The organism is Curtobacterium sp. TXMA1, from assembly GCF_020162095.1.
Lineage (GTDB): Bacteria > Actinomycetota > Actinomycetes > Actinomycetales > Microbacteriaceae > Curtobacterium.
Map to the genome: position 1 here is coordinate 1,602,336 of NZ_CP083910.1, position 18,095 is coordinate 1,620,430.

Below are 18,095 nucleotides of genomic sequence, written 5' to 3' on the forward strand. Positions count from 1 at the left end.
ACGGGTGACGGCCCGTCCCCACTTGCGGGGACGGGCCGTCGGGTCCGGTGACCGGTGGGTCACCGAGGGGCGGTCGCGACCTCAGTCGTGGAACGTCTCGATCGACGCGCCGAGTGAGTTGAGGCGCTCCTGCAGCTGCTCGTAGCCGCGGGCGATGATGCCGACGTTGCGGAGGACGCTCTCGCCCTTCGCCGCGAGCATCGCCAGCAGGATCACGACCGCGGGACGCAGCGCCGGCGGGCAGCTGACCTCGGCTCCCGAGAAGTGCGTCGGACCGGTGACGTCGAGACGGTGCGGATCACGCAGGGTCACGCTCGCACCGAGGCGCGTGAGGTCGAGCAGGTGGATCGCCCGGCCCTCGTACACCCAGTCGTGCACGAGCGTGGTGCCCTCGGCCATCGCCGCGATGACGACGAAGAACGGCAGGTTGTCGATGTTCAGGCCGGGGAACGGCATCGCGTGGATCTTGTCGATCGGCGCGTGCAGCTCGGACGGGTGCACCGTGATGTCGACCAGGCGGGTGCGGCCGTTGGCGGCGGCGTACTCGTCGCTGACGTCGAAGCGCAGGCCCATCTCGGCCAGGGTCGCCAGCTCGATCTCGAGGAACTCGATCGGCGCACGGGTCACCGTGAGGGTGGACTCGGTGACGATGCCCGCGGTCAGCAGGCTCATCGCCTCGACCGGGTCCTCGCTGGGCCAGTAGTCGACGACCTCGTCGATCCGGCTCTTGCCGGTGATGCGGAGCGTCGTCGAGCCGATGCCCTCGACCTGCACACCGAGGAGCTCGAGGAAGAAACAGAGGTCCTGCACCATGTAGTTGGGGCTGGCGTTGCGGATCGTCGTGACGCCGTCGCGTGCGGCCGCGGCGAGGATCGCGTTCTCGGTGACGGTGTCGCCACGCTCGGTCAGCACGACGGACTTCGTCGGCACCTCGGTGTTCGCGACGTCGACCTCGTACCAGCCGGAGGTCGCCTCGACGTCGACGCCGAACGGGCGGAGTGCGATGAGGTGCGGCTCGACCGTCCGGGTGCCGAGGTCGCAGCCGCCGGCGTAGGGCAGCCGGAACGAGCCGTAGCGGCCGCTGAGCGGACCGAGGAACATGAGCACGCTGCGGGTGCGGCGAGCCGCGTCGGCGTCGATCGCGTCGAGGTGCAGGTCGGACGGCGCGACGATCTCGAGCACCTCGCCGCCCTCGGACCACGTGACGGTCGCGCCGAGGCTGCGGAGCACGTCGATGATGCGGTCGACCTCGACGATGCGGGCGACCTTGTGCAGGCGGGTGACCCCGCGGTTGAGCAGGGACGCGCAGAGCAGTGCGACCGCGGCGTTCTTGCTCGAGTTCACCGCGATCGAACCGCTGAGCTTCCGACCGCCCTGCACGCGGAGGTGCGCGCGCTGCGGGGCGCCACCGATGGACACGATCTGCTGGTCGAGGGCGTCGCTGATGCGCGTGAGCATCTCGAGCGACAGGTTCTGACCGCCCTGCTCGATGCGGTTGATCGCGCTCTGGCTGGTCCCGACGCGCTCGGCCAGCTGGGACTGGGTCATGTTGCGGCCCTTGCGGGCGCCCCGGATCAGGGCGCCGACCTCGCGCAGCGGAGCGGCGGGCGCGGTGCCGGTCGGCTCGGCGGGCGTGACGACGGTGGTGGTGTCGGACATGGACGTCACGGTAACACGGTGGTGAGATAAAACAGGAGACATCATGCGGCTGATTCGCAGGATCGGATCGGGAATAACTCGTCCATGAGAAGTTGTCCGACGGGTGTTCAACCGCAGTGGCAGCCCCGCTTACGTCGCTCGTCCGCCCGCCGATAGGCATCGGTGCACACCCACGGACGGGTCTGCATCCCGCCCCACGGACGGCGGCGGGACGATCGAGAACCAGGACGGGCCATGATCGTCGTCACACGACTCAACGGCAGCGCATTCGCTGTCAACCCCGACCTCGTGGAGCGCATCCAGGAGACGCCGGACACGACGCTCATCATGGTCGACGGCGCCAAGTACATCGTCCGCGAGTCCATGGCCGAGGTCATCGGCCTCGTCGCCGCCTACCGCGCCCGGATCGTCGGCATGGCCTACGGCACGGACACCGCGACGACCGCGACCGGACCGCAGCCCACGCTCGCCCCGGTCGCGCCGCTCGCCGCCGGACGCCGGGACGGGGGTCGCTGACGTGGACATCGCAACGATCGTCGGGATCCTCCTCGCCTTCGGCGCCCTGTTCGGCATGGCGCAGATGGAGCACGTCGAGATGGCGGGCCTGTTCCTGCCCGCTCCGATGCTCCTCGTCTTCGTCGCGACCATCGGCTGCGGCGTCGCGAGCACGACCATGAAGGACGCCCTCGCCGCCTTCAAGACCGTTCCGAAGGCGTTCACCGGCAAGGTGACCCCGCCGCAGACCGTCATCGACGACGTCGTCGGGCTCGCCGAGACCGCCCGTGCGAACGGACTGCTCGCGCTCGAGCAGGAGGCCGACAAGCACGACGACCCGTTCATGAAGAAGGCCCTGCAGAACATCGCGGACGGCACCGACGGCGACGAGCTCCGGATCCTGCTCGAGGACGAGATCGAGTCGAACGCGGCACCGATGCGGAGCGCCAGCGCGTTCTTCATGGGCCTCGGCGGCTTCGCCCCGACGGTCGGCATCATCGGCACCGTCGTGTCGCTCACCCACGTGCTGGCGAACCTCGGAAAGCCCGACGAGCTCGGCCCGCTCATCGCGAGCGCGTTCGTCGCGACGCTCTGGGGCCTGCTCACCGCGAACTTCCTCTGGTTGCCGTTCGGCGGCAAGCTCCGGAAGCTCGCGCAGCTCGAGGCCGACCGGCAGACCCTGCTCATGGAGGGCCTGCTCGCGGTGCAGGCCGGCAGTCAGCCCCGACTGCTCGGCGAGCGGCTCACCGCGATGGTCCCGCCCGCCGCCCGCGGTGCCGGCGGCAAGGACGGGAAGGCCGCGAAGGCCTCCGCCGACGACCAGCAGCTGGCGGCGTGAGCATGAGCGCGAACCCCCGCGGACGTGGTCGCGGCCGGAAGAAGGGCCACGACGAGGCCGAGCACCCGGACGAGCGCTGGATGGCGTCCTACATGGACATGATCACGGTGCTCATGTGCATGTTCCTCGTGCTCTTCGCGATGTCGTCGGTCGACCAGGAGAAGTACATCGCGCTGAAGAACTCACTCGCGACCGGCTTCGGCGAGGTCAAGTCCGAGAAGGTCGACACCGCCTCGGGCACGATCGTGTCGAAGTCCCAGGTGACGAAGGACGGCAAGGGGTACGCGACGGACAAGTCGGACGCCGACCACTCGACCGCTGCGTCCGGCGCCGACGACACGAACGTCGACCCGGCGTCGACCGCCGTGCCGCCGGTGGCGTCGAAGGCCGACCTGGCCGCGGCGCAGCGGGAGCTCGACGACCTCAAGGCGATCGAGGCGGCGATCCAGGGGAACCTCGACCAGGCGGGGGAGTCGTCGAAGGTGCAGTTCGCCGTCGACGACCGTGGCCTGACGGTCCGGCTCGTCGGCAGCGAGACGTACTTCGCGACGAACAGCGCCGACCTGTCCGACCAGGCCCGCCGGATCATGGACGCCATCGCCCCGGTCCTGAAGACCAGCGGGCACGACGTCAGCGTCGAGGGCCACGCCGACCAGCGGAACTCCACCGCGCCGTACGCGACGAACTGGGAGCTCAGTGCCGCCCGCGCGACCGGGGTGCTCCGCGACCTGGTCGAGCGCGGCGGGATGCCGGCCGACCACGTGCAGAGCGTCGGGTTCGGGTCGAGTCGCCCGCTCGCGAAGGGCGCCAGCGACGCGGACAACACCCTGAACCGCCGGGTCGACATCGTGGTGCTGTCGAACCAGGACCAGGACGTCAGCGAGCTGATGCCGGCCCTCGCGACCGCGCAGGACGGAGCACGCCAGGGCTGACGACAGGACCGCCCCAGAACAGGGCACAGCGCTGACGCCTGCCCGCCGGCGTCCGACAGACGCACCCGTGACCGAGACCCTGCCCGCGCCCGAGGTGTACGACTTCGCGCGCCCGTCGACGCTCGCCCGCGAGCACGCACGGGTGCTCGAGCTCGCCTTCGAGACGTTCGCGCGGCAGTGGGGCACGCAGCTCACCGCGAAGGTGCGTGCCGTCAGCCAGGTCACCTGCGAGCAGGTCTCGATGACGACGTACGACGAGTACGCCGCGTCCCTGCCCGCCCTGACCGGCATGGTCCTGCTGCCGATCGCCGACACCGCGCCGAAGGGCGTGCTCCAGGTCCCGCTCGACGCCGCGCTGACGTGGGTCTCCCACGCGCTCGGCGCCTCGAAGCCGCTGCCGACCCCGGAGCGCACCTTCACGCCCATCGAGCAGGCGCTCGTGCGGAAGATCGTCGAGGACGCCCTCGACGACCTCCGCTACTCGTTCGGCGGGCTCCTCGCGCACGAGGTCACCACCGGCGGCTTCCAGTTCAACAGCCAGTTCGCCCAGGCCGCGCAGAAGGGCGACCTGATGATCGTCGCCGCGTTCTCGATCCGGGTCGGTGACCGGGTCGCCCCCGGCACGGTCGCGCTGCCCGCCGAGGCCGTGCTGCCGCAGCTCGGCGAGGACACGACGAGCGTCTCCGCCGCCGACGCCCGCGCCCTGCTCGACGCCCAGCTCGCGAACGTCCCGGTCGGCGTCAGCCTGCACTTCGCCCCCGCCGCCGTGCTGCCCACGCAGGTGCTCCGGTTGGCCGTCGGCGACGTCCTGCCGCTGCCGCACCCGCAGCACCGGCCCCTCACCATCGCGGTCGACGGCGAACCCGTCGGCACCGCGGCCGTCGGCGCGAACGGGTCGCGCCTGGCCGGCATCGTCGTCACCACCACCGATCCGGAGCAGCACGCATGAGCGCCACCACCACCCTCCACGCCACCGCTGCCGACCAGCTCGCCGCGCAGCTCCCGACGGCGGCGCCCCTGACCGCAGTGCCCCTGCCGGGAGGCGCGACCCCGGTCGTCCTCGAGGCCGCGGTCGACGGCGTGGTCGCGTCCTTCGTCGGCGGACTCTCCGCGGACCTCGCGCTGGTCCTCACCGACCTCGGCGCCGTCGTCGCCGCGGGCGGCGCCGACGCCGGCCTCGTCGACGTCACCGACGTGCTCCGTCCGTCGCTCGAGGCAGCGGCCACCGTGCTCGGCGTCGGCGTGCTGGGCGACGCCCGCCGCGAGTCCGCCGCGTCCCTGTTCGCCGACCCGGAGACGGTCGTGTTCGAACTCACCGCGGGCGGGGTCCCCGGCGGCTGGTTCGGCCTGCGCGTCCGCGAGAACGGCACGGTCTCGGCACCGCTCGCCGCCGGCGCGGTCCCCGCCGGCAACCTCGGCCGCATCAACAACGTCGAGATGACCCTGACCGTCGAGATCGGCCGCACCCGGATGTCGGTGCGTGACGTGCTCGGCATGGAGCCCGGTGCGGTGGTCGAGCTCGATCGCAGCGCCGGCGCCCCCGCCGACGTGCTGCTCAACGGCCGGCTCATCGCCCACGGTGAGGTGGTCGTCGTCGACCAGGACTACGCGGTCCGCATCACCAAGATCCTCGACGTCGCCGAGGCGGTCTGACCCGTGGACACCTTCTGGATGACCCTCCGGGTCGCCGTCTCGCTCGGCGTCGTGCTCGCCCTCATGTGGGTGCTGCACCGCCGTGCGACGAAGGGCGGACTCGGAGCCGCGAAGGCCCGCGGACGCCGCTCCGCCGCGGTCGAGGTCGTCGGCCGGCATGGGATCGGCGGCAAGGCGAGCGTCGTCGTCGTGGACGTCGAGGGCGAGCGACTCGTGCTCGGTGTGTCCGAGCAGAGCGTCTCGCTGCTCCGGAGCGGCCCGACGCCAGCGCCCGAGCTGACCATCGTGACCGGCCCGGTGGTCCTGCCTACCGAGCCGCGCACGCCGGCGCCGGCCACGACCGCGGACCGGTTCCGCGCGGAGCTGGAGCGGCAGGAGCACGCGACCACGGGCCTCCCGGCGGACATGCCGGCCGAGCGCGCGACGGACGCCGTGACGGGCACGACCGCGACGCCGCTCCCGATGCGGCCCCGTGGCAGCGCCCGCCGGCCCGCGCGCGCCGTCGTGCCGACCGCGCAGCAGCTGCAGGGCTCCGTGCTCTCCGCCGACACGTGGCGGCAGGCCGCGGCCGCGCTCCGAGGCCGGCGGGCCGGGTGACGGCCGCCGTCCGGACCGGCCGCACCGCAACCCTCGTCGTCCTCGGGCTCGCGACGGTCGCCGGCCTCGTCCTCCTCACTGCCACCGGCGCGCACGCCGTCGGCGTGACGGAGCCGACCGCCCCGGCGACCCCGACCGCACCCGCCAGCGGCGACTTCAGCGTCAGCGTGAACGGTCCCGACGGCACGCCGTCCTCGGCGATCGTCACGCTCCTCGGCATCACCCTGCTCAGCGTCGCACCGGCGCTGCTGCTCATGATGACGTCGTTCACGAAGATCTTCGTGGTGCTCGCGATGACCCGGAACGCCCTCGGGCTCCAGGGCATCCCGCCGAACCAGGTGATCGCCGGGCTCGCACTGTTCCTGTCCCTGTTCGTGATGGCGCCGGTGCTCGGGCACATCAACGACGACGCGCTGCAGCCCTACCTGGCCGGGCACATCGACTTCGCGAAGGCGGTCGAGGTCGGCACGAAGCCGCTGCGGACGTTCATGCTGCACCAGACCCGCGAGGAGGACGTCGCGCTCATCACGCGCGCCGCCGGCCAGGCGAATCCGAAGGACCTCGACGCCGTGCCCATGACGACCGTCATCCCGGCGTTCGTGATCTCCGAGCTCCGGAGCGCCTTCATCATCGGGTTCGTCATCTTCATCCCGTTCCTCGTCATCGACCTCGTCGTCTCCGCCGCGCTCATGTCGATGGGCATGATGATGCTGCCGCCGGTGATGATCTCGCTGCCGTTCAAGATCCTGCTGTTCGTCCTCGTCGACGGGTGGGGGCTCATCATCACGTCCCTCATCGAGAGCTACCAGGTGGTGCACTGATGAACCAGCAGGCGGTCATCGACCTGACCCTCCAGGCGCTCGTGGTGGCGGGCAAGCTCGCGGCACCGGTGCTCGTGACGTCCCTCGTCGTCGGCTTCGCGATCTCGCTCTTCCAGTCCGTGACGCAGATCCAGGAGGTGACGCTCTCGTTCGTGCCGAAGGCCGTCGCCGTGGCGATCGCACTGGTCGTCTGCGGCAACTGGATGATCGCCGAGATGATCGCGTTCACCCACGCCGCGTTCGACGTGATCCCGAAGCTCCTCGGGACGTAGCCGTGGACCTCGCCATCGACGCCGACCAGCTCGAAGCGACCATGCTCGCCGGGGTCCGACTGGTCGCCTTCTTCGTGATCGCGCCGCCGTTCGCCTACAAGGCGTTCCCCGGCACGGTGAAGGTGATCCTCGGGCTCGGCCTGGCGATCGGCGTCGCACCACGGGTCGGGCTCGGGTACACCGCGCTCGACACCGGCGGGTTCCTGCTCGCCCTGCTCACCCAGCTGCTCGTGGGCCTCGGCCTCGGCTTCCTCGTCTACCTCGTCTTCGCCGCCGTGCAGTCGGCCGGTGGGCTGATCGACCTGTTCGGCGGCTTCACCCTGGCGCAGGCGTACGACCCGCAGTCCCAGGTGAACGGCGCCCAGTTCACCCGGCTGTTCCAGATGGCGTCCCTCGCGCTGCTCTTCGCCAGCGGCGGGTACCAGCTCATCGTCGCCGGGCTCGTCCGGTCCTTCGACGCGGTGCCGCTCGTCGCCGCGGACGGGTCGCCCGGGACCCTCGCGATGGGCGGCTTCGCATCGGTCCTGGTGCACGCCGCGTCGCAGATGTTCCTCGCGGCGCTGCAGATCGCCGGCCCGCTCGTCGTCGTCCTCTTCCTCGCCGACGTCGGGCTCGGGCTCCTCACCCGCGTCGCGCCTGCGCTCAACGCGTTCCAGCTGGGCTTCCCGATCAAGATCGGGCTCACCGTCGTCTTCGTCGGCGCGCTCTTCATGGCCCTGCCGGCCGTCGTGTCGTCCCTGACCGGCGACGCGGTGGCCGCGATCACCGGGCGGGGGTGAGGCGACGTGTCCGACGGAGGGAGCGGGGAACGCTCCGAGAAGGCCACCCAGAAGCGGATGCAGGAGGTGCACCGCAAGGGGCAGCTCGGCCGGTCGCAGGACCTCGGCGCCTGGGTGGGCATCGCGATGGCCGCGCTGGTGATGCCCGCAGCCATCGGCAACGCCGCGGGCGCGGGGGAGCAGCAGCTCCGCGTCGTGCAGCACGTCATCGCCGACCCGACGATCCCCGCGGTCCGGCAGGCCCTGTCCGACGCGCTCGGGTCCGTCGCCGCGACCGTGGGCCCGATGCTCGCCGTCGTCGCGGTCGCCGTCGCCGCCGTGTCGGTCGCGCAGGGCGGCGTGCACTTCCGACGGATGACCCCGCAGCCCGACCACTTCGACCCGGTCGCCGGGTTCAAGCGGGTCTTCGGGGTGCAGGCGCTGTGGAACGGCGTGAAGGCGCTGCTCAAGACCGCCGTCGTCGGCCTCGTCCTCTGGTTCGCCGTGCAGTCGCTCGTGCCCGTCCTGATGACGAGCGGCTCGCTGCCGCTGTCGTCGGTGCTCGACGCGGCGCGCGAGGGCACGGGCACCCTGCTCCGTGCCGCAGTCGCCGCCGGGCTCGTGCTCGCCGCGGTCGACGTCCTGGTGGTCGTGCGCCGCAACCGGAAGCGCACGATGATGACCAAGCAGGAGGTCAAGGACGAGGCGAAGCGCACCGACGGCGACCCGCTCGTGAAGGGGCAGCGCCGGTCCCGGCAGCTCGCGATGAGCCGCAACCGGATGATCGCCGCGGTCGGGGACGCCGACGTCGTCATGACCAACCCGACGCACTACGCGGTCGCGCTCCGCTACGAGCCTGGGAAGTCCGCGCCCCGGGTGGTCGCGAAGGGCGCCGGCCCCGTGGCAGACGTCATCCGGTCCACCGCAGAGACGTCCCGCGTGCCGATCGTCCGCGACGTCCCCCTGACCCGGGCCCTGCACGCGGCCTGCGAGCTCGGGCAGGAGGTCCCGGTCGACCTCTACACGCCGGTCGCCCGGGTGCTCTCGTTCGTCATGGCCCTCAAGGCCCGCGGTGCCGCCGCCGGCACGTACGCCGCGCCGACACCGACCACCGCCGACGAGGTCGCGACCGTCCTCGACCCCACCACGCTCACCGGCGACGCCCGACCTCGGCGTCTCCGCACCCGTCCGTCCACCACCGAAGGGGCACCCGCATGAACCGCAAGGACCTGCCCAAGCTCGCCGTCCCGGTCTTCATCGTCGGCATCGTCCTGCTGCTGATCCTGCCCGTGCCGTCGTTCCTGCTCGACGTGCTCATCATCCTGAACATCCTGCTGGCGCTGGTGATCCTGCTCACGACACTGTTCGTGAAGAAGCCACTCGACTTCTCGGTGTTCCCGTCGCTGCTCCTCGTCGCGACGCTCTTCCGACTGGGGCTCAACGTGGCGTCGACGCGCCTGGTGCTCGGCGAGGGGTTCGCGGGCGACGTCATCCAGGCGTTCGGCCACGTCGCGGTGTCCGGCTCGATCATCATCGGCGCGGTCGTCTTCCTCATCCTCGTCGTCATCCAGTTCGTCGTCGTGACGAAGGGCGCCGAACGCGTCGCCGAGGTCGGGGCGCGGTTCACCCTCGACGCCATGCCAGGCAAGCAGATGGCGATCGACGCGGACCTCAACGCCGGGCTCATCACCGACGCCGAGGCGAAGGAGCGTCGCGCGGCCGTCTCCGCCGAGGCCGACTTCTACGGCGCGATGGACGGCGCGTCGAAGTTCGTCAAGGGCGACGCGATCGCGGGCATCCTCATCATCGTCATCAACCTGGTCGGGGGCATCGCCATCGGGATGCTGCAGAACGGGCTGTCGGTCACCGACGCGCTGTCGAAGTACGGCATCCTGACGATCGGCGACGGGCTCGTCACGCAGATCCCCGCGCTGCTCATGGCGGTGTCCACGGGCATGATCGTCACCCGGTCCGGCGCGGAGACCGAGATCGGCGCCTCGGCCACCACGCAGCTGACGCAGTCCCGGAACGCGCTGATGATCGCCGGGGTCGCCGCGATCGCGATGGGTTTCATCCCCGGCATGCCGATCGTCCCGTTCCTGCTCATCGGCGCAGGGCTGCTGTTCGCCGGGTGGCGGCTTTCGCGACAGGCCGCGCAGCAGGCGGCGGCGGCCGAGCAGCAGCAGGCGCTCGAGGCCGCGGCGCCCTCGGCGGACAGCCCCGAGGACCTGCTCGAGCAGATGCGCGTGCACGCGCTCGAGATCCTGCTCGCGCCGGACCTGGTCGACATGGTGTCCGGCTCCTCCGACGACCTGCTCGGCCGGGTGCGTGCCCTCCGTCGGAAGATCGCGGTCGACATGGGGATCGTCGTGCCGCCCGTCCGGACCCGGGACAGCATCGAGCTGCCGCCGTCGACGTACGCCATCCGGATCGCCGGCGTCGAGGCCGGACGGGGCACCGCGCCGTCCCGCAGCGTGCTCGCGCTCGGCGACCAGCTCGACGGGCTGCCCGGGACCGCCACGGTGGAGCCGGTGTTCGGCCTCGCCGGCAAGTGGGTCCCCGCAGAGCTCCGGCACGCGGCCGAGATGACCGGCGCGACCGTCATCGACCGGGTGTCCGTGCTCGTCACGCACCTGCAGGCCGTCATCGGCGACAACGCCGCGCGGCTCCTCACCCGCGAGGACGTCAAGGTGCTCACCGACGGCGTCAAGCAGGTCAACCCCGCCGCGGTCGAGGAACTCGTCCCCGGCATGCTGTCCCTCGCCGAGGTCCAGCGGGTGCTCCAGGGGCTGCTCGCCGAGCGCGTGCCGATCAACGACCTCGGCCGCATCTGCGAGGCGCTGACCCTCCGCGCGAAGGTGTCGACCGACCCCGAGGGACTCGTCGAGGCCGCCCGCGCCGCCCTCGGCCCGGCGCTGCCCGCCCGGCACGCGGAGGCCGGCACGCTCCGGGTCATCATGATCGACCCGCTGCTCGAGCAGTCGATGCTCGAGGGGCTGCGGCCGTCCGAGCAGGGCACCCAGATCGTGCTCGACGCGCACCGCATCGAGCAGGTCCTCGGCTCCCTGCGCGACGCCGTGCGCAGCGTCGAGGAGCAGGGCCTGTCCGCCGTGCTCGTCTGTGCGCCGCAGCTCCGGCCGGCCGTGCACCGCATGGTCTCGGCCCAGGCGAACGGCCTGCCCGTGCTCTCCTACCAGGAGGCCACCGCCGCGGGCTCCACCATCGAGACCGTGGGAGTCGTCCGTGCCGCCGACCCGATCGCTGCGTAGCGGCCCCACGCTCGAGGCGGTCCGCGACGCCCTGCGCGCCGAGTTCGGCGCCGGCGCCCGGATCGTCTCGGCGGAGCGCGTGTCCACCCCGGGGATCGGTGGGCTCTTCCGCCGCACCCACGTCGAGGCCGTCGTCGAGGTACCGGACCCGCTCGACCCGCCGACCGCACGCGTCGCCATCGCCGACGGTCCGGTCACGCGGATCGGCATCGCCGCGCTCCTCGCCGACGCGGAAGCGGCCGAGGCACGCATCGCCGCCGGTGACGGCACCGCTTCGACGCGGGCGGACGCGTTCGCGTCCGTGCTCGACGGCTTCGCGGCGGACGGGATCGGGACGGCCGGTACCACGGCCGGCGCCCCGCGCCCGAGCGGCCACGGGATCGACCCGCGCCCCGTCGCCGGAGCCGGGGTGCGCCTCCAGGACGGGTCCGCACCCGTCGCGACCGTCCCGGGTGACGACACGGACCGGACGGGAGGCACGCACCCCGTCCCGGGACCGCGTGCCGTCGACCTGCTGGTCGCGCCGGTGCTGCCCGTGCCGGCCGTGCGGTCGGCCGACGGGGACCTCGTGCTGCTCGTCGGGCGGCCCGGTGACGTCGACGCGGCGGCCGGCGTGTTCGCCGGACGGTACGGGCTGCGGCCGACCGATGCCGCCGACCGTCGGGCCGGGATCCTCGCACGCGCCGAGGGGGTCAGGAACGGGCACGCGCTGCTCGGGGTGTCCGCATGGGACGACGGCGCGACGATCGAGGGGCTCGCCGCCGACCAGGTGTGGGTCGTGGTGGACGTCGGCCGAAAGACCGAGGACTCGCGGGCCGTCGTGCTCGCGGTCGCCGGTCGGGTGCCCGTCGCGGGTGTGGTCGCGATCGGTGCGCGGGAGACCGCCACGCCGGAGTCCGTGCACCAGCTGGGCCTGCCGGTGGTGTCGCTAGGCTGACGGGGTGCTGGTACTCACGCGGAAGGTCGGGGAGCGGATCCTCATCGGTGACGACGTCGTCATCACGGTCCTCGACAGCCGCGGCGACGGCGTGCGGATCGGCATCGACGCTCCGCGCGGGGTCAAGATCCAGCGCGAGGAGGTCGTGCGCGCCGTGATCGAGGCGAACGCCGAGGCTGCTGCTGCGGCCGCGGCTCCCGCGACGGCGGGCAGCGACGACGCCGAGGCCCGTCTGCGTGCAGCCCTCGGTGACCGGGGCCGGGCCGCGGACCAGGGCTGAGCTCGAGGGGCGTCGCGGGTCGTCGCGTCGCGTCGCGTCAGTGGGGCAGGCCGATCGCGGTCCATGCGGCGAGTCCCGCCCAGCAGGTGCTCGTGAGCGTCCCGACGATGAACCGTTCGCGCGCCTCGGCGGAGTCGAGCTCCGAGAAGCGGCCGAGACCCTTCACCGCGACGACCGCCGCGACGATCTCGAGCCGCCCCACCAGCACCGCGCCGATCACGGCGAAGCGCTCGAGGAAGCCGATCGCCGCTCCGCCCCGGAGCACCTCGGGACGGCGCCGCTCGACGACGGGTTCGTCCGCTCGTGTCACGAGGATCCCGCCGTGCTGCCCCCGTTCGACGCCCTCGCGCATGGCGACGCCGAGCACCGCGCCCGTGACGGCGCTGCCCGCGAGCACGCCGATCGCGACCACCGCAGTCGTCCCGAGCACGCGGAGGGCCGTCGACGGGGCGACCGGCACGAGGCCGAGGAGTTCTGCGGCCAGCACGACGGCGACCACCACGACCGCCGGGACGGCGCGGGCGAGCGGTGGGACGCGGTGCACGGCGCTGAGCGCGGCGACGGCGAGCAGCACGAGCGCTCCGACGAGCCAGAGCGTCATGCGGGGGTGTCCGCTCCGGCCGGGGTGTCTGCTTCGGTCAGGAGCCGTGCGAGTGCCGCGTGCACGGCGTCGTCGGAGCGCAGGTCCGCGGCCGACCAGCGCTTGGCGACCGCCTGCGGTGTGACCCCGAGCAGTTCGGCGGCCTCGGTCCGGGAGTGCCCGGCGCGCAGGAGGTCGGCGAGCTCCCAGCCCTCCCGGGAGCGCCGCTGTCGGGCCCGGACGGTCTGCGTCACGAGGGGTTCGACGTCGGCGGTGCCGAGTCGACGCCCCGGAGCCACCTCGAGTGCCAGGTGCTCGGGGACGTCCTTCGCCCGGTCGACGGCCGCACGGGCGGTGACGAAGGCGTCACCGCGCGCAGCCCGCGTCGAGTCCGGTACCGGTTCCTCGACGTCCCCGACGCCGATCCCGATGCTCCACCCGTCCGAGCGCGCGAGGGCGAACACGACGTCGAGCAGGGTGCCCGCATCGTCGAGCAGGAACTGGAACTCGTCGCCGGCGGTCCGCTCCGGCGGCAGCACCAGGCGCCCGGCGGCTGTGGTGCTGACGACGTCGATGGCCTGCTCGACCCGGTCGTCGTCCGAGCGGCTGCCCACCTGGTCCACGGTCACTGCGAACATTGCACCTCCGCCATCAACCCTACAAGGTTGATTTCGCCGATATCAACCCTACGAGGTTGATCACGGGCGGGGCTTCTTCTCCTGCTCCGGCAGGCGGCCCGCGGCGGCCTCGGCGGCGAACCACGCCGCCGCCTCCTCCTGGCGGGCCCGCTCCTCGCCGAGGGCGATCGGCGCGCGGACGTGCTCGGGAGCGTAGCCGAACGACTCGACGAGCTGCGGTACCACCGGGCGGAGCCGAGCGACCAGTCGGTCGACGTACGCCGAGACCGCACGGGCACGCTGCGTCGACAGTCGGCCGTGCAGCAGGTGCCAGTCGAGGTGCTGCTCGAGGAGCCCGAGCGCGAAGAGGTCGCGCAGCCAGACGAGCACCCGACGGGTGTCGCCGGGGGCGACGGCCTCGATGGCGTCCGTGAAGGCCTCCCACTGCATGAGCTCGGCGTGGGCCTTCGCCGCCTCGATGAGCTCGTGCTGCGAGCGGTTGAGCAGCTTCGCTGCTCGGGCGCGGTCCTTGCCGGCCGAGGCGAGGCGCACCCCGATCTCGGAGACCATCGTGTCGACCCGGCCGGCCAGCAGTGCGCGCTGCGTGCGCGGGTCCTGCAGGTCGGTGACGCTCGCCGCCAGGGAGCCGCGGTCGGCGACGGTCTGCCCGAGCCGACGGATGCCCGACGCGTCGGCGAGCTTCGTCGCTGCCTGAACGGCGACGAACCGGGCGGTCGAGGCCGCGTCGCGCGGTGCCTTCGCCCGGAAGTCGGTGAGCAGCCGCTTGCCCACGAGCTGCAGCAGGATCGTGTTGTCGCCCTCGAACGTGACGTAGACGTCGAGATCGGCGCGGAGGCTCGTGAGCCGGTTCTCGGCGAGGAACCCGGCGCCGCCGCAGGCCTCGCGGCACTCCTGGAGCGTGTCGAGCGCCGACCACGTGGACATCGCCTTGAAGGCGGCCGCCTGGGTCTCCAGGTCCTCTCGACGCTGCGGGGTGTCCTCGCGTCCGCTGAACACGTCGTCGAAGGTCTGCAGCAGCTTCTCGTGCGCGAACGACTGCGCGAACACGGTCGCGAGCCGGGGGATCAGGCGGCGCTGGTGGCGGCCGTAGTCGAGGAGCACCCCCTCGTCGCCGCCGCCCGTCGGGAACTGCCGACGCTCCGCAGCGTAGGTGAGCGCGATCTGCAGCCCGACCTTCTGCGCGACCACCGCGGCGCCGTCGAGCGACACCCGGCCCTGCACGAGCGTGCCGAGCATGGTGAAGAACCGGCGACCGGGCGAGGCGATCGGGGAGGTGTAGGTGCCGTCCTCGGCCACGTCGCCGTACCGGTTCAGCAGGTTCGTGCGCGGTACCCGGACGTGGTCGAACCAGAGGCGACCGTTGTCGATGCCGTTCAGGCCGCCCTTGACCCCGTCGTCCTCGCCGCCGACACCCGGCAGGAACGCGCCGTCCTCGTCGCGCAGCGGCACGTAGAACGCGTGCACGCCGTGGTCGACACCCTGCGTCACGAGCTTCGCGAACACCACCGCTGCGCGACCGTGCAGTGCCGCGTTGCCGATGTAGTCCTTCCAGGCGCCGCGGAACGGCGTGTGCACGACGAACTCCTGCGTGTCCGGGTCGTACGTGGCCGTCGTCGCGATGCTCTGCACGTCGGAGCCGTGCCCGGTCTCGGTCATCGCGAAGCAGCCGGGGACGTCGAAGCGGATGATGCCCGGCAGGAACTCGCTGTGGTTGCGCTCGGTGCCGAGGTGGTGCACGGCGGAGCCGAAGAGCCCCCACTGCACGCCCGCCTTGATCTGCAGCGACGGGTCCGCCGTGGTCAGCTCCTCGAACGCGGCGAGGTTGCCGCCGTGGTTCTCCTGGCCGCCGAACTCGGTCGGGTACGGCCGCTGGATCGCGCCGGCGTCGACGAGCACCCGCAGCTGCTCGAGGACACGGGCACGGTGCTCCGCGATCGGCTGTCCCTCGATCTTGTGCAGACCGGGGTCGAGCGACAGGCGACGCGAGATCCGGCGGTCCTCGGCCCAGCGTCCGAGCAGGAGCTCCCCGAGCAGCGTCGAGTCGATCCGGACGTCGGTGTCCGTGCCGCCCGTCGGGGTCCCCGCTGCCGGGTCGCCCATGGCGTCGGCGTTCGGGGCCTCGGTCGTCGAGGTGGGGCGTGCGGGTGCGGTGTCGACCATGGGGGAGCCTTCCTGAACTGCTCTGTCCGTGTTGCACTCCACACGCTAGGCACCTCGCCCGAGTGTTGCGCGAACGCCGTGCGGGCGCACAACCGGTGCCGACGGAGCGGGAGAGCCGTGGTGGGAATCCTCCAAGACCGCACCGCGGAAGTTTGTACGCGCCCCGCTCCGATTCGGACGGGCGGGGTGGGCCGGGGCACAGTGGACGGATGTCTCGCACCACCCCACCCAGCGCTCCGGCGCAGCAACGCACGTTCTTCGGGCAGCCCTTCGAGCTGTCGACGCCCTTCGCGGTGGAGCTCTGGGAGCGGTTCTCGTTCTACGGCATGCAGGGCATCGTCCTGATCTACATGTACTACACCGTCACGCGCGGTGGCCTCGGCATCGACGAGGGCATCGCCAACGGGATCATGGGCGCGTACGGCGGTGCCGTGTACCTCTTCACCATCATCGGTGCGTGGGTCGCGGACCGGCTGATCGGCGCCGACAGGACGCTGTTCACCAGCGCGGTCGTCGTCATGCTCGGCCACATCGGGCTCGCCCTGATCCCGGGCGTCGCCGGCGTCGGGGTCGGACTCGTGCTCATCGCACTCGGCTCCGGTGGGCTCAAGGCCACCGCGACGACGATCGTCGGCGGGCTGTACAGCCGCGACGACCCGCGTCGTGACGCCGGGTTCTCGCTGTACTACCTCGGGGTGAACCTCGGAGCGTTCTTCGGGCCGCTGCTGACCGGGCTGCTGCAGTCCTCGCTCGGGTTCCACTACGGCTTCGGGCTCGCCGCGGTCGGCATGGCCGCGGGCCTCGTGCAGTACGGCATCCGCCGGCGGAAGCTCCCCGAGTCCGTCCGCCACGTCACGAACCCGGTCGACCGTCGTCGGCTGCCGCTGGTCGCCGCGCTCGTCGTCGTCGCACTCGTGGTCGTGGTCGTGTCCGTGCTCACCGGACTGCTCACGGTGTCGAACCTGCCGACGGTCGTCGTCGCGATCGTCATCGTGGCGACCATCGCCTACTTCGTGGTGATCCTGTCCAGCGGCATCACGGCCGAGGAGCGATCCCGCGTGCTCGGCTTCATCCCGCTCTTCATCGCCAGCGCCGTCTTCTGGTCGCTCTACCAGCAGCAGTTCACCGTCGTGACCCAGTACTCGGACCAGCGGCTGGACCGCTCGCTCGGCGACTGGGAGATGCCGGTCTCGTGGGTGCAGTCGATCAACCCGGTCTTCATCATCGTGCTGTCCGGTGTCGCCGCCGCGATCTGGACGAAGCTCGGCGACCGCCAGCCCTCGACGCCCACGAAGTTCGCGCTCGGCACCGGCATCATGGGCATCGCGTTCCTGCTCTTCCTGCCGTTCTCCGGCACGGGGGAGAACGGCACGCCGCTGATCGCCCTCGTCGGCATCCTGCTCGTCTTCACCATCGCCGAGCTCCTGCTCTCCCCGGTCGGGCAGTCGGTCGCGACGAAGCTCGCGCCGGCGCGGTTCCAGACCCAGATGGTCGCGCTCTTCTTCCTCTCGGTGTCCCTCGGCACCGCGGCGACGGGCGTGCTCTCGCAGTACTACTCGTCGACGAACGAGGTCCCGTACTTCACCGTCCTCGGCCTGGTCGCCGTCGCGGTCGGGGTCGTGCTGCTCCTCTGCGCCAAGCCGGTGCTGCGGCTCATGCGCGGCATCCGCTAGGCCCGAGGCACATCCGGTAGCCTGGACGCGGCCACGACGGCCACCGCCACACCGGCCCCGCAACCCAAGGAGTCACCAATGCTCGAACTCATCGCAGGCGTCATCATCGGCATCGGCGTGCTCGGTGGCGTGGGGCTGTGCATGGCCGTCGCCGCCATGCTCAAGAGCGGCAACGAGGAGTACTAGACCTCGTCCGCGGCTGCCGGTCCGACCGGCACCAACTGACGACCCAGGACGGTCGCGCGCTCGAAGGGGCCGCGGCCGTCCTTCGTGTAGGCGGGCTCGTCGAACGCCACGGTCCAGGTGCGCTGGGTCCCGCCGAGCTGCACGCCGCCGGGCGCGACGATCACACCGATCGGCTCGTCGGCCCACTGCTCGCCGCCGCGGTCCGTGTCGACCACCTGCACGAGGGCGCCGATCCCGAGCCCGAGCCCGCCGGCATCCCCGGGGCGGGCGCCGTCGTCGTCGCGGGGGCTGCGAGCACGTCGTCCGAACACGAGCCCACCGTACCGCGCCCTCCCGCGCGGGCCCGG

The 18,095-nt window shown here is 72.0% G+C and carries 19 protein-coding genes; 14 read left to right on the top strand and 5 right to left on the bottom strand.

Annotation, left to right across the window (positions count from 1 at the left end):
* Window positions 1–81 precede the first annotated feature (81 nt).
* A complete protein-coding gene (locus LCG91_RS07605) occupies window positions 82–1,659 on the bottom strand; it encodes a helix-turn-helix domain-containing protein (RefSeq protein ID WP_224443019.1) in 1,578 nt (525 codons plus the stop codon).
* A gap of 234 nt (window positions 1,660–1,893) precedes the next feature.
* On the opposite strand from LCG91_RS07605, the gene LCG91_RS07610 reads away from it, so the two are divergent.
* The 13 genes from LCG91_RS07610 (at window position 1,894) to csrA (ending at window position 12,511) form a co-directional block, all read left to right on the top strand.
* The gene (locus LCG91_RS07610) at window positions 1,894–2,175 is read left to right on the top strand and encodes a flagellar FlbD family protein (RefSeq protein ID WP_058727919.1); all 282 of its coding nucleotides are present in this window, start codon (window positions 1,894–1,896) and stop codon (window positions 2,173–2,175) included.
* Window position 2,176: 1 nt separating this feature from the next.
* Window positions 2,177–2,992: a motility protein A gene (locus LCG91_RS07615; protein ID WP_058727918.1), complete on the top strand. Its 816-nt coding sequence runs from the start codon at window positions 2,177–2,179 to the stop codon at window positions 2,990–2,992.
* 2 nt (window positions 2,993–2,994) lie between these two features.
* Window positions 2,995–3,924: a flagellar motor protein MotB gene (locus LCG91_RS07620; RefSeq protein ID WP_224443020.1), complete on the top strand. Its 930-nt coding sequence runs from the start codon at window positions 2,995–2,997 to the stop codon at window positions 3,922–3,924.
* A gap of 67 nt (window positions 3,925–3,991) precedes the next feature.
* The gene (locus tag LCG91_RS07625) at window positions 3,992–4,873 is read left to right on the top strand and encodes a flagellar motor switch protein FliM (protein ID WP_058750166.1); all 882 of its coding nucleotides are present in this window, start codon (window positions 3,992–3,994) and stop codon (window positions 4,871–4,873) included.
* On the top strand, window positions 4,870–5,577 hold the full coding sequence (gene fliN, locus LCG91_RS07630; protein WP_224443021.1) for a flagellar motor switch protein FliN: 708 nt from the start codon (window positions 4,870–4,872) through the stop codon (window positions 5,575–5,577). The genes LCG91_RS07625 and fliN overlap by 4 nt, the downstream gene beginning before the upstream one ends.
* 3 nt (window positions 5,578–5,580) lie before the next feature.
* Window positions 5,581–6,174 carry a FliO/MopB family protein gene (locus tag LCG91_RS07635; protein WP_224443022.1) on the top strand — a complete coding sequence of 198 codons (594 nt, stop codon included), beginning with the start codon at window positions 5,581–5,583 and terminating at the stop codon, window positions 6,172–6,174.
* Complete coding sequence (gene fliP, locus LCG91_RS07640; RefSeq protein ID WP_058750185.1) at window positions 6,171–6,995, top strand: flagellar type III secretion system pore protein FliP; 825 nt, start codon at window positions 6,171–6,173, stop codon at window positions 6,993–6,995. The genes LCG91_RS07635 and fliP overlap by 4 nt, the downstream gene beginning before the upstream one ends.
* Window positions 6,995–7,267 (top strand): flagellar biosynthetic protein FliQ, encoded by a 273-nt coding sequence (locus tag LCG91_RS07645; protein ID WP_058750163.1) that lies wholly within the window; start codon window positions 6,995–6,997, stop codon window positions 7,265–7,267. Before fliP ends, LCG91_RS07645 begins: the two co-directional genes overlap by 1 nt.
* A gap of 2 nt (window positions 7,268–7,269) precedes the next feature.
* The gene (locus tag LCG91_RS07650; protein ID WP_058750162.1) at window positions 7,270–8,046 is read left to right on the top strand and encodes a flagellar biosynthetic protein FliR; all 777 of its coding nucleotides are present in this window, start codon (window positions 7,270–7,272) and stop codon (window positions 8,044–8,046) included.
* Between the two features lie 6 nt (window positions 8,047–8,052).
* The gene (locus LCG91_RS07655; RefSeq protein WP_224443023.1) at window positions 8,053–9,243 is read left to right on the top strand and encodes a flagellar biosynthesis protein FlhB; all 1,191 of its coding nucleotides are present in this window, start codon (window positions 8,053–8,055) and stop codon (window positions 9,241–9,243) included.
* Window positions 9,240–11,294 (top strand): flagellar biosynthesis protein FlhA, encoded by a 2,055-nt coding sequence (locus LCG91_RS07660; protein WP_224443024.1) that lies wholly within the window; start codon window positions 9,240–9,242, stop codon window positions 11,292–11,294. Before LCG91_RS07655 ends, LCG91_RS07660 begins: the two co-directional genes overlap by 4 nt.
* Window positions 11,269–12,231, top strand: coding sequence for a hypothetical protein (locus LCG91_RS07665; RefSeq protein ID WP_224443025.1), 963 nt, complete (start codon window positions 11,269–11,271; stop codon window positions 12,229–12,231). The genes LCG91_RS07660 and LCG91_RS07665 overlap by 26 nt, the downstream gene beginning before the upstream one ends.
* Before the next feature lie 4 nt (window positions 12,232–12,235).
* Entirely contained in the window at window positions 12,236–12,511 is a 276-nt protein-coding gene (csrA, locus tag LCG91_RS07670; protein WP_224443026.1) for a carbon storage regulator CsrA, read from the top strand.
* A gap of 37 nt (window positions 12,512–12,548) precedes the next feature.
* Here csrA and LCG91_RS07675 read toward each other — a convergent pair whose 3' ends face one another.
* The 3 genes from LCG91_RS07675 to LCG91_RS07685 form a co-directional block, all read right to left on the bottom strand.
* Window positions 12,549–13,112: a hypothetical protein gene (locus LCG91_RS07675; RefSeq protein ID WP_224443027.1), complete on the bottom strand. Its 564-nt coding sequence runs from the start codon at window positions 13,110–13,112 to the stop codon at window positions 12,549–12,551.
* Window positions 13,109–13,720, bottom strand: coding sequence for a SatD family protein (locus LCG91_RS07680; RefSeq protein ID WP_224443028.1), 612 nt, complete (start codon window positions 13,718–13,720; stop codon window positions 13,109–13,111). Before LCG91_RS07680 ends, LCG91_RS07675 begins: the two co-directional genes overlap by 4 nt.
* A gap of 69 nt (window positions 13,721–13,789) precedes the next feature.
* Entirely contained in the window at window positions 13,790–15,889 is a 2,100-nt protein-coding gene (locus LCG91_RS07685) for an acyl-CoA dehydrogenase (RefSeq protein WP_224443029.1), read from the bottom strand.
* A 209-nt stretch (window positions 15,890–16,098) separates the two neighbouring features.
* Between LCG91_RS07685 and LCG91_RS07690 the strand changes: the two genes are divergently transcribed.
* A complete protein-coding gene (locus tag LCG91_RS07690; protein WP_224443030.1) occupies window positions 16,099–17,562 on the top strand; it encodes a peptide MFS transporter in 1,464 nt (487 codons plus the stop codon).
* 182 nt (window positions 17,563–17,744) lie between these two features.
* Here LCG91_RS07690 and LCG91_RS07695 read toward each other — a convergent pair whose 3' ends face one another.
* On the bottom strand, window positions 17,745–18,059 hold the full coding sequence (locus LCG91_RS07695) for a hypothetical protein (protein WP_224443031.1): 315 nt from the start codon (window positions 18,057–18,059) through the stop codon (window positions 17,745–17,747).
* Window positions 18,060–18,095: the final 36 nt, after the last annotated feature.